This is a genomic window from Methylobacterium sp. WL119 (assembly GCF_008039875.1).
In the GTDB taxonomy this organism is placed as follows: domain Bacteria; phylum Pseudomonadota; class Alphaproteobacteria; order Rhizobiales; family Beijerinckiaceae; genus Methylobacterium.
Map to the genome: position 1 here is coordinate 1 of NZ_VRUU01000125.1, position 12,256 is coordinate 12,256.

Annotated in this window: 16 protein-coding genes and 3 pseudogenes; 11 read left to right on the forward strand and 8 right to left on the reverse strand. The window is 61.4% G+C overall.

The features are described from left to right. On the forward strand, nucleotides 1-468 hold a 468-nt coding region (locus FV227_RS25350), incomplete at its 5' end, for a DUF2252 family protein (RefSeq protein ID WP_147860191.1). A 187-nt stretch (nucleotides 469-655) separates the two neighbouring features. Here FV227_RS25350 and FV227_RS25355 read toward each other — a convergent pair. Further along, nucleotides 656-1,570 carry a manganese catalase family protein gene (locus tag FV227_RS25355; protein ID WP_147725969.1) on the reverse strand — a complete coding sequence of 305 codons (915 nt, stop codon included), beginning with the start codon at nucleotides 1,568-1,570 and terminating at the stop codon, nucleotides 656-658. Between the two features lie 160 nt (nucleotides 1,571-1,730). On the opposite strand from FV227_RS25355, the gene FV227_RS25360 reads away from it, so the two are divergent. From FV227_RS25360 to FV227_RS25405, 8 genes and pseudogenes are all read left to right on the forward strand, one after another. After that, entirely contained in the window at nucleotides 1,731-1,916 is a 186-nt protein-coding gene (locus FV227_RS25360; RefSeq protein WP_147860192.1) for an STAS/SEC14 domain-containing protein, read from the forward strand. A 36-nt stretch (nucleotides 1,917-1,952) separates the two neighbouring features. Continuing rightward, nucleotides 1,953-2,132, forward strand: a complete 180-nt coding sequence (locus tag FV227_RS25365; RefSeq protein ID WP_187274952.1) for an STAS/SEC14 domain-containing protein — start codon at nucleotides 1,953-1,955, stop codon at nucleotides 2,130-2,132. A 146-nt stretch (nucleotides 2,133-2,278) separates the two neighbouring features. Continuing rightward, a complete protein-coding gene (locus tag FV227_RS25370) occupies nucleotides 2,279-2,524 on the forward strand; it encodes a hypothetical protein (protein WP_147725990.1) in 246 nt (81 codons plus the stop codon). Nucleotides 2,525-3,348: 824 nt separating this feature from the next. Continuing rightward, nucleotides 3,349-3,648, forward strand: coding sequence for a hypothetical protein (locus FV227_RS25385; RefSeq protein ID WP_147860194.1), 300 nt, complete (start codon nucleotides 3,349-3,351; stop codon nucleotides 3,646-3,648). A gap of 63 nt (nucleotides 3,649-3,711) precedes the next feature. Further along, a pseudogene (locus FV227_RS25390) lies at nucleotides 3,712-4,676 on the forward strand (IS481 family transposase). Between the two features lie 64 nt (nucleotides 4,677-4,740). Further along, the gene (locus tag FV227_RS25395) at nucleotides 4,741-5,040 is read left to right on the forward strand and encodes a hypothetical protein (RefSeq protein ID WP_147725972.1); all 300 of its coding nucleotides are present in this window, start codon (nucleotides 4,741-4,743) and stop codon (nucleotides 5,038-5,040) included. A 368-nt stretch (nucleotides 5,041-5,408) separates the two neighbouring features. Then, nucleotides 5,409-6,437, forward strand: a complete 1,029-nt coding sequence (locus FV227_RS30390) for a methyl-accepting chemotaxis protein (RefSeq protein WP_348642521.1) — start codon at nucleotides 5,409-5,411, stop codon at nucleotides 6,435-6,437. Nucleotides 6,438-6,808: 371 nt separating this feature from the next. Further along, the gene (locus FV227_RS25405) at nucleotides 6,809-7,174 is read left to right on the forward strand and encodes a hypothetical protein (RefSeq protein ID WP_147725974.1); all 366 of its coding nucleotides are present in this window, start codon (nucleotides 6,809-6,811) and stop codon (nucleotides 7,172-7,174) included. Between the two features lie 277 nt (nucleotides 7,175-7,451). On the opposite strand, the gene FV227_RS30510 is transcribed toward FV227_RS25405, so the two are convergent. The 7 genes and pseudogenes from FV227_RS30510 to FV227_RS25440 all read right to left on the reverse strand — a co-directional run bounded on the left by FV227_RS30510 (nucleotide 7,452) and on the right by FV227_RS25440 (nucleotide 10,404). After that, nucleotides 7,452-7,895, reverse strand: coding sequence for an Rmf/CrpP family protein (locus tag FV227_RS30510; protein WP_348643790.1), 444 nt, complete (start codon nucleotides 7,893-7,895; stop codon nucleotides 7,452-7,454). 58 nt (nucleotides 7,896-7,953) lie between these two features. After that, on the reverse strand, nucleotides 7,954-8,202 hold the full coding sequence (locus FV227_RS25415; protein WP_147725976.1) for a hypothetical protein: 249 nt from the start codon (nucleotides 8,200-8,202) through the stop codon (nucleotides 7,954-7,956). A 176-nt stretch (nucleotides 8,203-8,378) separates the two neighbouring features. After that, on the reverse strand, nucleotides 8,379-8,885 hold the full coding sequence (locus tag FV227_RS25420; RefSeq protein WP_147725977.1) for a DUF305 domain-containing protein: 507 nt from the start codon (nucleotides 8,883-8,885) through the stop codon (nucleotides 8,379-8,381). 183 nt (nucleotides 8,886-9,068) lie between these two features. Beyond that, nucleotides 9,069-9,371 (reverse strand): hypothetical protein, encoded by a 303-nt coding sequence (locus tag FV227_RS25425; protein WP_147725978.1) that lies wholly within the window; start codon nucleotides 9,369-9,371, stop codon nucleotides 9,069-9,071. Further along, the gene (locus tag FV227_RS25430) at nucleotides 9,368-9,547 is read right to left on the reverse strand and encodes a hypothetical protein (RefSeq protein ID WP_147725979.1); all 180 of its coding nucleotides are present in this window, start codon (nucleotides 9,545-9,547) and stop codon (nucleotides 9,368-9,370) included. The genes FV227_RS25425 and FV227_RS25430 overlap by 4 nt, the downstream gene beginning before the upstream one ends. Continuing rightward, nucleotides 9,544-9,837 (reverse strand): annotated as a pseudogene (locus FV227_RS25435) (HU family DNA-binding protein). The gene FV227_RS25430 and the pseudogene FV227_RS25435 overlap by 4 nt, the downstream one beginning before the upstream one ends. Nucleotides 9,838-9,867: 30 nt before the next feature. Beyond that, nucleotides 9,868-10,404 (reverse strand): DUF2059 domain-containing protein, encoded by a 537-nt coding sequence (locus FV227_RS25440; RefSeq protein ID WP_246686667.1) that lies wholly within the window; start codon nucleotides 10,402-10,404, stop codon nucleotides 9,868-9,870. Between the two features lie 438 nt (nucleotides 10,405-10,842). Here FV227_RS25440 and FV227_RS30130 point away from each other — a divergent pair, with 438 nt between their 5' ends. Both FV227_RS30130 and FV227_RS29545 read left to right on the forward strand, forming a co-directional pair. Then, nucleotides 10,843-11,520 carry a helix-turn-helix domain-containing protein gene (locus FV227_RS30130; protein ID WP_147860195.1) on the forward strand — a complete coding sequence of 226 codons (678 nt, stop codon included), beginning with the start codon at nucleotides 10,843-10,845 and terminating at the stop codon, nucleotides 11,518-11,520. A 512-nt stretch (nucleotides 11,521-12,032) separates the two neighbouring features. After that, nucleotides 12,033-12,256, forward strand: a pseudogene (locus tag FV227_RS29545) (hypothetical protein); the annotation flags it as partial.

Sequence of the window (12,256 nt, forward strand, 5' to 3'; positions counted from 1 at the left end):
GTGCTCTTCCTGCAGGTGAAGGAGGCGGTGCGCCCGGCCCATGCCCCCTACCTGCCCGGCATGCCGGAGCCCTATGCCAGCCACGAGGGCGAGCGGGTGATTTACGGCCAGCGCCTGCTCCAGGGCGTCGGCGACCCGCTGCTCGGCTGGACCACGATCGCCGACCGCCCGTTCTACGTGCGGCAGATGAAGAACATGAAGGGCGAGATCCCGGTCTCTCGCATGACAGGTCGATCTCTCCTCTACTTTTGCCACGCCTATGGGGCTCTGTTGGCCAAGGCTCATGCGCGGACAGGGGATGCCGCAGCAATTACAGGCTACTGCGGGCATGATGGCCGTGTTGACCTACGGGAAGCCGTAGCTGATTGGTCTGCTGCCTACGGCAATCGAAACGCTGAGGACTATAAAACTTTTCAGGACGCCATTGCATCGAGACGGCTTGAGGCAGCGGACGACCCGCATCTTTGATGTTTCTTGAGCTTAGATATGCGCGCTACGTTGATGAAAGTGCAGCGATTTATGATCGCGGATCTATCTGCTGATTAAGTACAAGCCATTCATGCCCTTTTTGCAGGAGGCCGCACAGACGAAGGGCCAGCAAGAGTGAACGTGTGTTGCCCAGCGTGATCTACACCACGCTGGGCGGTTCGTAGGCTCAGCGGCCCTTCTGGTAGAGCTTGCTCGCGATCTCGAAGATTTCCTCAGGGGCGTAATCCGGCGCGAAGGCGCCGTAGTTGCCGTCGAGTTCCGGGATCTTGCCGCCCTCAGGCGCTCCGTCAACGACTTCGAGGTTGCCCGGCGGGTCGCCCGGCAGCGCGACCTCGTCGTTCGACCAGACCCCCGCGGCCTCGGCGTAGTCGTCCGGGCTGAAGGTGTAGAGCCGGCGGTGTTTGCCCTCGTCGAGGTACTTCTGACACTCAGGGATGCGAGAGAGGTCGATATTCGGGGTTGGGAGCATCTTCTCAAGCTCGACGCCAGTCAGCTTCTTGATCGCCAGGGCGTAGGCGTGGGCGTGCAGCGACCCACGCACTAGCAGGTAGCCGCAGACCTCGCGGCCCGTCGGCTCGGTCATCGTCTCATAGACGCGCAGCTTGTGGATGCGGGCACCGCATTCCAAGTGGAAGTTGTGCAGTAGGTCGATGATCAAGTTTCCGGTCGTGGTGACCATATTCATGTTCCACGAAGCAGCGTTCGCGTTCATCGGCATCGCGCCACCGCCGTTCGACAGGAAGCTGCCGGCCAGCCGCACGTCCTTCATATCAGCGAAGGGTGCCTTGGATATGTCCACGTCTTTCGTCGGATTGCCCGGACCATTGTTCAGCATTGAGATGCCGGTCGAGACCAGCTCAACGTGCCCGAGTTCTTCGGCAAAAATGCTCGATACGAGGCTGTAGAATGGCCGTAGCTTGGTCTTGTTGCGGAAGTTGAAGCTCTGGAACATGTAGTTCCCGAGTGTGGACATCTCACCGTACTTGCCGCCGAGCAGTTCCTGTAGGGCGGCCGCTGCGTTCGGCTCGGGCTTCTTCGCCTCCGGCAGATCGGTCAGCAGCTTGTCGATCTTCATGAACATGGTGGCTGGTTCCCTTGCCGTATGATGGCTGAGGGCTACTTCCCGCGTCCCCGAACGTTCCACAACCCGTGCCAGGGGCGTGGTCTCATCGTTCTGGATCAAAATGGGTCATCGTGCCGTTCCATCCGTTTGCAGGCCGCGTCGAACCTGGGAGGAACGCATGAACGCAGCACCGGACGGCTCAGTCATCCAGCGTGAGGCACCGCGTCCCGACCTTCTCGCCTTTGAGATCAAGGATAAGATCACCAAGCCCGACATCGAGTGGATGTCCTCCGTGACCGATGCAGCCATGCAGGCGCACGGGAAGATCGACATGCTCATCATCATGTCGAACTACGAAGGCTAGGATCTGGGAGCGACCTTCGACGGCTATGCGGCGAGCGTGAAGGCACGCTCAGTGGCGCATATCCAGCGCTACGTCGTCGTCGGTGCACCGACCATGGCGAAGGCGATGATCAACCTCTCGGGGATGATCATGCCGGTGGAGACTAAGACCTTCGACCTTGAGGACGAGCCGGCCGCGTGGGCTTGGCTCGCGCAGGCTCAAACCGCTGCATCCTGATACGCACGAGGTCGTTGGATCGGCGTAGAGGAACCGGCGCCCGACGGCGGTCTTGAAGGGAGCAAGCGCTCCCCGAGCGCAACCATGGGGCATCTGGTGTGGTTCTCGCCTCAGACCCGGATCACCGGGTGTCTCGGGAGAACCTGATGTTGGTACGTTTTGGGATCGGCATCGTGCTTGCCGCGTTCGCAGCGAGCACGACCATGGCCGCTCCGGTGTCCCCCGAGGATAAGGCCGCCATGCAGCTGCTCTGCGCTGGCGATTTCGCGACCTTATGCACCGGTTTGCCGCCTGAGGACGGCCCTGAGACGCGTGCCTGCTTCAACAGGAACATGTCCAAGCTCTCGCCTGGATGCCGGAACGCCATCGACACTTACCAGAAGAAGGGCTGAGGGCGCTGCATTAGCGAACGCCTTGCCGAGGCGTCGGGGGTATCGCTTCCGACGATTAAACGTCTGGAAGCTGCGCCCGGCGCTCTATCGGCCCATGGCCCTACGATCGCAGCTATCCAGCGCGCGTTCGAAGGTAAGGGTCTAGAGTTCATTACCGAGAACGGCGGGGGCGCTGGCATCCGCTTCCGGGAGCGGAAGGATGGGACGCGAGGCGAGCATTGAGAGAGCGTGGTGTGCCCCTCCCCGCCGCTCGGCTTCTGGCCCGTGCACAGGCGGCGTCCTATTGCGGCTTGTCAGTGTCAGCCTTCGGAACTCGGTGTTTGGTTGATCCAATTGATTTTGGCGACAAGCGCCTGGAGCGATTTGACCGTCAGGATCTAGACGGGTGGATTGACGCTCTCGAAGCTCCTACGTCTGGAGTGAAGAGCGTTGCTGAGGCGCTGGCGGAGTGGAGACGGACCAACAGCGTTCCGCGTTCTCCGCTAGGCGGCCGGAACTGTCAGCCGAAGAACGGGGTCGGCGCCGGCATCCGGTTCCGGGAGCGGAGGGCACCGTGAGGGGACCAGCCCGGAAGGACAAGCTAATTCCGAGCCTGCACTACACCCTGACCCTTCTGACCCAAGGGCCGCGGTTCTACAGCACCTCGATGCACAGGCTCGTTCAGCTCGAAAAGCGTGGGTACGCGGTGTTAACTGGGGCCACTGCCGCTGATGGGTCGCGGGAGTGGGAGATCACTGAAGCCGGTCGCATCGCATTGCAGGCCTGTACCGAGAATGATGCTCTATGATTGGTAGGACCGCTACCCGGCTTTGGGATCGTGAGACATGACCTCCTCGCCTGAGCGCCTATCTGAGGTCTCCCGCCTCGCCGGCCTCCTCGCCGATCAGGTGCTGGACGCACAAATCATGAGTCGGCCAATTCTTGACCAGCATATCCGAGCGCTTTTGGATGCCGCTCTCCTGCTCGACAAGCACAGCATCCCGCTACCGGCCTTACTGATGCAGATCGTTCACGAGATCGACAAAGACACAGGCCGGATGGCGGCTGCAGAGGAGGTCGAGCAAGCTGAGGTGAAGGGGATGGCCTGGCTGCTTCGACCCTTCCAAGGGCGGAAAGAACCCTAGCTGTGCAGTCCCGAGGTGTGGTGGCATCAGTTTCGCTGAGGTCGCTGCATTCCGGGAGGCGTTATGGGACAGGTTCTTCACGACTGCGCCACGACCACGCACGCGGTCAGAGCAGCGCTACAGCGATCAAAAGCTCCGCTCAAAGATCTTGCCGCCCAGCACGGACTGAACCCCAAGACAGTCGCGAAGTGGCGTAAGCGAGCCTTCGTTCATGACGCGGCGATGGGACGAAGACGCCGCACTCTACCGTGCTCACGACCGAGGAAGAGGCGGTGATCGTCGCCTTCCGCCGGCACACCCTCTTGCCGCTCGACGACTGCCTCTACGCGCTGCAGGCCACCATCCCGCACCTGACCCGCTCGTCGCTGCATCGCTGCCTGCAACGCCATGGAATCAGCCGGTTACCCGAGGTCGGCGGCGATAAGCCCGGCAAGCAAGCGTTCAAGGGCTACCCGATCGGCTTCTTCCACATCGACATCGCGGAGGTCCGCACCGGCGAAGGCAAGCTGTACCTCTGGGTGGCCATCGACAGGACGTCCAAATACGCCTTTGCCCAGCTGCACGAACGCGCTGATCGACCCGTGGCCTGCGCTTTCCTGGAGGCACTCATCGAGGCCTGTCCTTACCGCCTGCACATCATCCTGACCGACAACGGCATCCAGTTCGCCGAGCTGCCCAAGAACCGTCGCGGCCCGACCGCCCCGTACCGCGTCAACCACTTCGACCAGATCTGCCGGGCACACGACATCGAGCATCGGCTCACCAAGCCAAACCACCCGTGGACCAATGGCCAGGTCGAGCGCATGAACCGGACCCTCAAGGAGGCGACGGTCAAGCGCTACCATTACGACACCCACGATCAGCTGCGGGAACACCTCGCCGCCTTCCTGGATGCCTACAACTTCGCTCGGCGGCTCAAGACCCTACGCGGCCTCACTCCGTATGAAGCGATCTGCCGGGCCTGGGCAGACAATCCAGACCGCTTCAGATACGATCCAACCCATCTCACCTCGGGACTGCACAGCTAGTGGCGCAGGTCCGGAACCATCGTGCTGAGATGGGCTTCCTTCCGGCAATACGATCGGAGGAAACATGACCAAGCTTGCAACCCTTTCAGGCGCAGCCGCCATTCTGATGCTGACGGCCGGCGCCTCCTTCGCCGCCCCGTGCGCAGTGGGAACCACCACCAACATGGAAGGCAAGTCGTCCTCGGCCGACAAGAGCTCGATGACCGACGGCACCACGACTGCCAAGACGACCCCCGGCGCCAAGGCCGAGTCTCCCGGAACGGTTGGCGCGCTGAACAACGTTGGCGCCGGCACCAAGCCTGTGAATGGTGAAAAGAAGCCCGCTGAGGGTCAGGTGGTGAAGCCGGGCAGCAACGACTGCTGAAGCTCCGGCCAGACACCTACGCCGCAATTTGATGGCCCTGCAGGTTTTGGCTTGCGGGGCCATTTTCATGAACCGCCCCCGATATGATTCTCAAAAATGGGGCCCGACACTGGTTCCGGGAATGGAAGGGGTCAACCTTAGAAGGCTAAGCAAACCTCTATCAATTCACAGCTATCACCTCCTGCCGACGATCCAATAACGCCAACGCGATAACGCGCCCAAACCTGTTTTCGATTGTCAGAACTTATTAACCATAGTCCTGCATTCTAAATGCAGCCGCGAAAGTTGATAATCCGATGAACACGCATCCTAAAGTTGTAGGATCTGGTCCGACGACAGGTGGCGTCTCGGCTAGTCTCGATCCCACATTGGCAGCGATTGCGAGCCTCACTTCCGAGGTCAATCAGATCGCCGGCGACAAGACGCGCCGGATCCAGCAGATCACCGCGCAGGTTAGGATCCTCGCGCTCAACGCGCTCATCGAGGCTGCACGTGCTGGTGAACAAGGACGGGGCTTTTCCGTCGTTGCGCAGGAAGTTCGGTCAATTGGGGCTGAGATCGATGGTGTGGCTCGTGAACTCGAGGCTCACTTGTCGGGGCGGATCGGCATGCTGCAGGAGGCCGTCGAAGGTATGGCGCAGAAGGCCGAGGCCGAGCGCCTAACCGACCTGGCTTTGAACGCCGTCGAACTGATCGACCGGAACCTCTATGAGCGGACCTGCGACGTGCGCTGGTGGGCGACCGATGCCGCCGTCGTCGATTGCGCGGCAAGCCCGGGTGAGGCATCCGCCGCCTACGCCTGCGAACGCCTGGGCGTCATCCTGTCAGCCTATACCGTCTACCTCGATCTCTGGCTTTGCGACCGGAACGGCGTCGTCATCGCTAATGGCAGACCCGATCGATACCCGGGTGTGTGCGGTCAGAGCGTAGCCGGCGAGCCTTGGTTTCAGAACGCCATCGCGCTGCGCAGTGGTGACGACTACGTCAGCGCGAACGTACGCCGTGAGAACCGCCTCGGTGGGGCTCAGGTCGCCACCTACGCGGCCGGCGTGCGTGAAGGCGGCCGAGCGCATGGGCCGGTGCTTGGCGTGCTCGGCATCCACTTCGACTGGGAGCCCCAGGCCCGTGCAATCGTGGAAGGGGTGCGCGTCGCTCCGGCGGACCGTGCAAGAACCCGCGTCCTGCTCGTCGATACCAACCGCCGTGTCCTTGCAGCGTCTGACGGCCAAGGTGTCCTCACCGAAGTGCTACCGCTGGATCTGAAGGGCCAAACCAACGGAATTGTCCGAGACAGCCAGACGGGCACCGTTACAGCTTTCCACCGGACGCCAGGTTATGAGACCTACCTTGGCCTAGGCTGGTACGGCATGATCGTTCAGCGAAAGGCGGAGCGTTAGCCCGTTTGGTTGTCAGCAAGCATGCACTCTGAAATCGCTCCAGAAAGGACTGGACGCGACCTGTCCGGTTCATATCCGGAGCAGCCGGCGATGGCCGCCAAAAAATCGAAACTCCTTCGCCTTATCCCGGGTACGCCGGCAATGGGCTTTACGATCCTGAGACAGGCGCTTACCTCACGCTGGATGATCTCAGGCGCTTAGAGCTGTAAAGCTGCAAGGTTTCCGTGCGAGACACTGAAACCGGTCAGTACATCACCGACGAATTAATCTCGGCTGGTGCCTCGCACTGATTTCTAGGGCAGCGGTAGGGTTCGACATCTTTCGTTAACCGCCTGCCGTCACCGTGCTCGCATCTAGCCGCAGGTGCCGTCGTGAACCGAGCGTACCCGATCACCATCGATGATCCGGCTGCAGACTGCCCCGTCGCCTCAGAGGTGCAGGGGTGGATCATCGCGTCCGAAGCCAAGATGCTGCCCAGCCTCTTGGAAGGCATCCGCGAGGCGACCCGCGCGCGGGTTGCGGTCTACCTCTACAGCCGCAGTCATACCCACGAGCTTGGTATCCGCATCGCTGCGGCTTGTGAGCGGCAGATGCTGCAACGCTTGCCGGGCCTTGTCGGGGATGCACTCCACGACCTTTCGCGGAAACCCTACGCTGCAGCCTCGTTCGCCACGCGCCCGGTGTCGTCGAAAGGGATCAGCTTGGGTGGGTCGTATCAAGCGGGTACGCAGGCTTAATGCCCCATTGGTAAAGGCACAGCCCTGAAGCACAATCGTCCGAACACAATTATACTAGTCTAAGAGCGTCTTTCACACCCAGGCTGGGTCAATCTCTCGATTTTCGTTAGCGGCTTCCAGCGCCCTAGCTGCGAAGCAGGAACGTACTGCCCGATGGAATGCTTCTTGCTCAGCAGGCGATAGATATCTCAGATTAGACATTAGGAGTACCCTGCCTGCAATTGCATCAGGATGCTGCGCGGACTGAGCTTCTAAGACCATGATTATTTGGGTTTCTCTACGGCGCCCGGATCGCTGACCCCAGATGCCAATCGGGAGCATCATCGCGTGGCGTACCGTCATAGCCTTCCAGCCAGGATACGCGCTCCTCGCTGTTATGAGGATAGGGGCAAGCATCCTTCGGCCTGCCATGGATACGAGCCTGCGCGCCCTCTTCGACTGGGTCAGAGTAAAAATTCAGATGCCGGGTCTGGGCCATGGCGATGACTCCGCGCTGAAGATCTGCTGGGTTAACCACGCCAAAACGAACACGATCCCGCGGCATAAGAAGCGATCGGATTTGTCTTGGGACTGACCGGTGGTGGATCGTTGATTCGCTGGTAACAGACCGGAGGCACCGTGCAGGCAAGCCGGGCTCAGGACCGATTCGCTCGTGAGATGCACGAAGCACCCGTCGCCCCGTGATCAGATCGGGGACGGGCCTACCTCTAGCGGGGTTCATCCGCGGGGAACTCGTCAGATCAGCCCGCTCGGCTTCGGCCGCGGCGGGTTTTTCTGACTTATGGAACAAATACACCAAGGGCGTTGGTAGTGAGTTTGAAGTCGAGCCGGAAAAGTTCCTCGCTCGCTTGGTTCGTGACTGACATCAGCCACGGCCTGCCATCGCGCTGCCGATCAGCGTCGGCTTCTAACAAGGCCCCAGCGATCGTTACAGCCTGCCGACGGGCCGCTCCAATATCTGCGAGGAACATGCCCTCATGGTCCGAGGTGCGGGCGCCATCATCGACATTGAAGTGGTAGTGAGGCATCGCACGCTCCGCGAGAATAGGCAGGAGCGTAAAGCGCTCGCAGCCGCCAGCGCCCAGAAACGGCTGGCGATATAGAGTAAAGGGCGCGCAAGCCCAACTGTTCCCATGGCTTTATGTAACAAAAAACAATATGACGCAAGCGTATGGCGATCCCGGTGAATTGTGGACGCTGATTGCTATTGAACGCCGGACCCCGGTACCCAAGTGGCTCCCGCAGCCTCGGTACGAGTACCAGCCTCCGGCGACAGGCTTCGAAACGAGTTCGGGCCAATGATGTGGGTCGGGCCGCGGCTGGAGGCGGTCGCCACGCCATGGCTTTGAAGCCATCCCTGCATTTGTACAATCTCGCGCTGCTGTTCCACGATGATCGACTCGGCGAGCTGACGGCTCCAGGGATCCTTTGCGCGGCGCATCGCGACCTTTGCCATATCGATTGCGCCTTGATGGTGGGGGATCATCTGCAGGCGGAAATCCACATCGGCGTCACCCGTGTAGGGTACAGCCATATTCTTCATCATCTGCTCATGTGACGCTTTGAACTCTCGCGTAGCAGGCGTGTCAGCGGCGTTGCCCTTGCCAGCGCGATCCATCTGCATGTGCATAGGGTGATGGCTTTGGGCTATCGCGTTTCCGGCCATTGCCGTCGCGAACGCCGCCCCTGCCAACCAAACGATGTGCCGCATACCTATCTCCCCCGTGCGAACTTAACCTATACAAATCAGGCCTAAGCGTTCCAACGATGGGAAGGTCAAGGCAGAAGCAGGTCGGATCGGTGCAGGTGATGCCATGGGTCTCGCCGGATGTGGGCCGGCGGGGATAGGGGCCCGGGCCGGAGGGCCCAACGCGGCTGACAGCCGCCGGCTGCGCTACTCTACCGACCGCAGCTTCGGCCCGGCGCCGGTGTGTGCACCCGCTAAGTTCGGCCGCGTGCTGATCCGGTCCTTTCGTCTGCAGGCCGGGCACATCAGCCGCAGCGCGACATCGGGTACCGGCAGATCGTCCGGCAGGCCGTCGAACGGCATCGCACCAGCGTGTCCGCACTCGCAGTGGATCAGCAGCCCGCGCGCGCCGTTAGCCTTGCTGTTCGCGATGGTGGCCGGCGGCTGCTCAATGCCATCGGCGTCGTACCAACGGCGCGGATTGCGCAGGTACCTAGGAACGCTGCTCACTGCATCCGCTCCGGTCCCTCAACCAAGCCGAAGAGCCGCACCAACGCGATCAGCTCGCCGTCGGTGCACTCGTGGCCGTCGACCAGCCACAGCCCGAGGTCGCCGCCGGTCGGCTCCACCGTCCGACCGATCGCACGGAGGGCTTCGACTGCTTCGTGGAAGGGGTCATCACTCACGGCACCTCCGCCTCTGGGTTGAGCCGGTCTCGCATCTCTTTACCGGTCTTGAAGACCAGCTTCGACTTCGCCTCGACAGAGAAGGGCGCGCCGGATCGCGGATTGCGCCCCACCCGCGCCTGTGCCTCCACGACGGTGAAGGAGCCGAACCCACGCAGCTCGACACGATCGCCTGCCGCGATGGCGTCTGAGAGCCGGCCTAGGATGGCATCAACCACGGCCTCGCAATCCTACGCGTAGAGTTGCGGGTTCAGCGCGGCGAGGAACTGGACGAACTCGGATCGGATCATGGCAGCGAAATCGACCTTGCCGTTGTGCCGTCAGTGCGGCTTCGCCGGTCCGGTCGATCCCCATCCGTGGGTCTGAATCGCCTTGGTCAGCTTACCCTGCATCTCGGGCATCACTGCCTGCATCCACTGCTGCGTTCCTACGAGCTGCGCTTGCGCTAGCTGGGGCTGGGCAGCGACTAGGCGCTTGCCGGTCGGGGTGGCGTAGAACGTCGCGATTACCTGCAGGTCGTCCTTGCCAAGGGCCGCAGCGAAGCCGCGGGCCTGGATATCGAGAAGCTCATCGTAGTGAGCCGTGAGGGTCGGAAGCACGACCTCCTGGACCAGGGCTTGAGCCTGATCCTGCTGCTTGACCCCAATCTGCTGCATCATGCCGACCATCGGCGTCGCCATCGCGTTCAGCAGCGCCGTCCGATCCCCCTGCATCTGCGCAACAACATCACGAGCCGCCTTCAGCGTTGCGGGATCAAGTGTAGCGGCCGGAGCGGTCGACTTGGCCGCCGGTTGGGCCATTACCATGGTAGTAACGGAAACAGCGAGGTAATAAGCGATAAGGGCTAAGCGGCGCATTAGATGATCCGATCGCGTTCGGGTGCGACGCAGCTCTGCGGCAGGACGCCGGCTCTCGTACCATGCTCGATGTCAGCTGCATCAGCTCTCAACGACGCCAGTGACGATCCACTCCGCAACGTTGACTTAACGGTGTCACCCAGCCGACATGCCATGTCCGGCTATGGCGCGCCCTGTGGCGAGTCGTGAGCCGGCTAGAACAAGGGACCAAGGCCGCGAGAAAGACCTAAGCCCAAAACGCCAACGGCCCCACCCCGGCAAGGGTGAGGCCGTCGAAATCGATGGGTCTGCGGAGACCGCTTACAACTCCCCAGACATCATAGCTCCCGCCGGGAGTCAATCGGGATCGTTTCCCGAGACGATGGTGTTTTGCCTTTTGCCGGGGACAGCTACCGCTGCGCCTCCTGCTTTGACGCGGCCCGAGCAGGGCTGTGAGCGATGAACTACGCCTATGAGATCCGCCGACAGGCGGAGGTGGCCCCGCGCGCCGCGTTGCCGGCCGTCGCTTCCGCAATGTGGAAGGCGTTCGGCGAAGGCCACCTGTCCGAAGCCGAGACCGAGGCACTGTCTGGGCTGATCGAGGCGCGGCAGGCTGATACCGGAACTCACGCCCCAAAGCCTCTAGGAACCCCCAGGCGCCGCAGCGGCTCTCGCCCGTGCACGGATGCCTCGATGGCCCGCCGACGGCGCTGGGCAGCTTCCGGGCGGCTTCCACCGGGCATTGCGGCACGGTTTACCCTAGCCGAGCAGGCGGTGCTCGCCGTGATCGCAGTGGAGGTGGCGAAGCGGGGGGACTGTCGTCTAGCCGTCGGACACATCGCCGCGATTGCGGGCGTATCCGAAACGATGGTGCGGAACGCGATCCGTGAGGCTCGAAGGCACTGCCTCCTCACCGTCGAGGAACGCCGCCTCGCTCGCTTCCGTAGCGATACCAACGTAGTCTGCATCGTGTCGCGGGAGTGGTGTGCTTGGCTGCGACTCGCCCGATCCCCCGAGCGCGGTGCCGCACCGCGTCAATCAGGGGGTGGGTGCAGATCCCCGCAGGGCACGAATACTCCTGTACCTTACCCTGTGAATTTGAGGGCGGGAGAAGACAGAAGGGCTGCCGACAGTTGACGAATGGCGCAGGCAATAAAGCTGCGTCTGACATCCGAGAGCTAGGCAGGACCGGTTGAGCCGTGTCGTGGAAAGACGAAAATGGACGACAAATCGACCGTTGTAACGATGCAAGATGACCTGTCGGCGAAAGCCGCCGGCGCTTGGGCTCGGCGCTCGCTGCACGTGTTAGATATGCTCAAGTTGTGAAACACCCCATCTCAGCCGAGAAGCTTACAGCTCTGATCTTCGCAGCGCGATTGCTTAAAGAATACAACGCGCCATGGCCACCATTGATGAAACAGGTTTTGAATGAACTCATGTTGCATTATAAACACCGCAAGTTGTTAAAGCTGCTTTGCGTAGGGTATAAGCGGCTAGTGTGCTGTCTGAGAAACACCCTCTCCGCTTTTCATTTTGCTTCCAGAAGCCCATCGCTGAAACGTTGATTGAATGGTAGTGCGCCTAACCAAGTCGTTAACCGAAGGCCTTCGCTCAAATTAGGCCTCGAGTGCTTTTAGAGGGGTGGAGCCATGGACACGGCAACAAAATACCTTTGGCAGAGCTTGTCAGCTTTAGACGCTCCTGTTGAAGATCCTGCCCTTAAGGCAAGTCCGGCTAAAGTGGTTCGGCTTGTTGCGCCCGTTGAAGACATCAGCGGCGGATCGCTGCCGACGCCTCTCTCCTCATCAAAGGACTGGTCGAAGCTGATCGAGCGAGTTCGGCATGCGGCCAAGCACGCCCGCGAGGTCGAGGC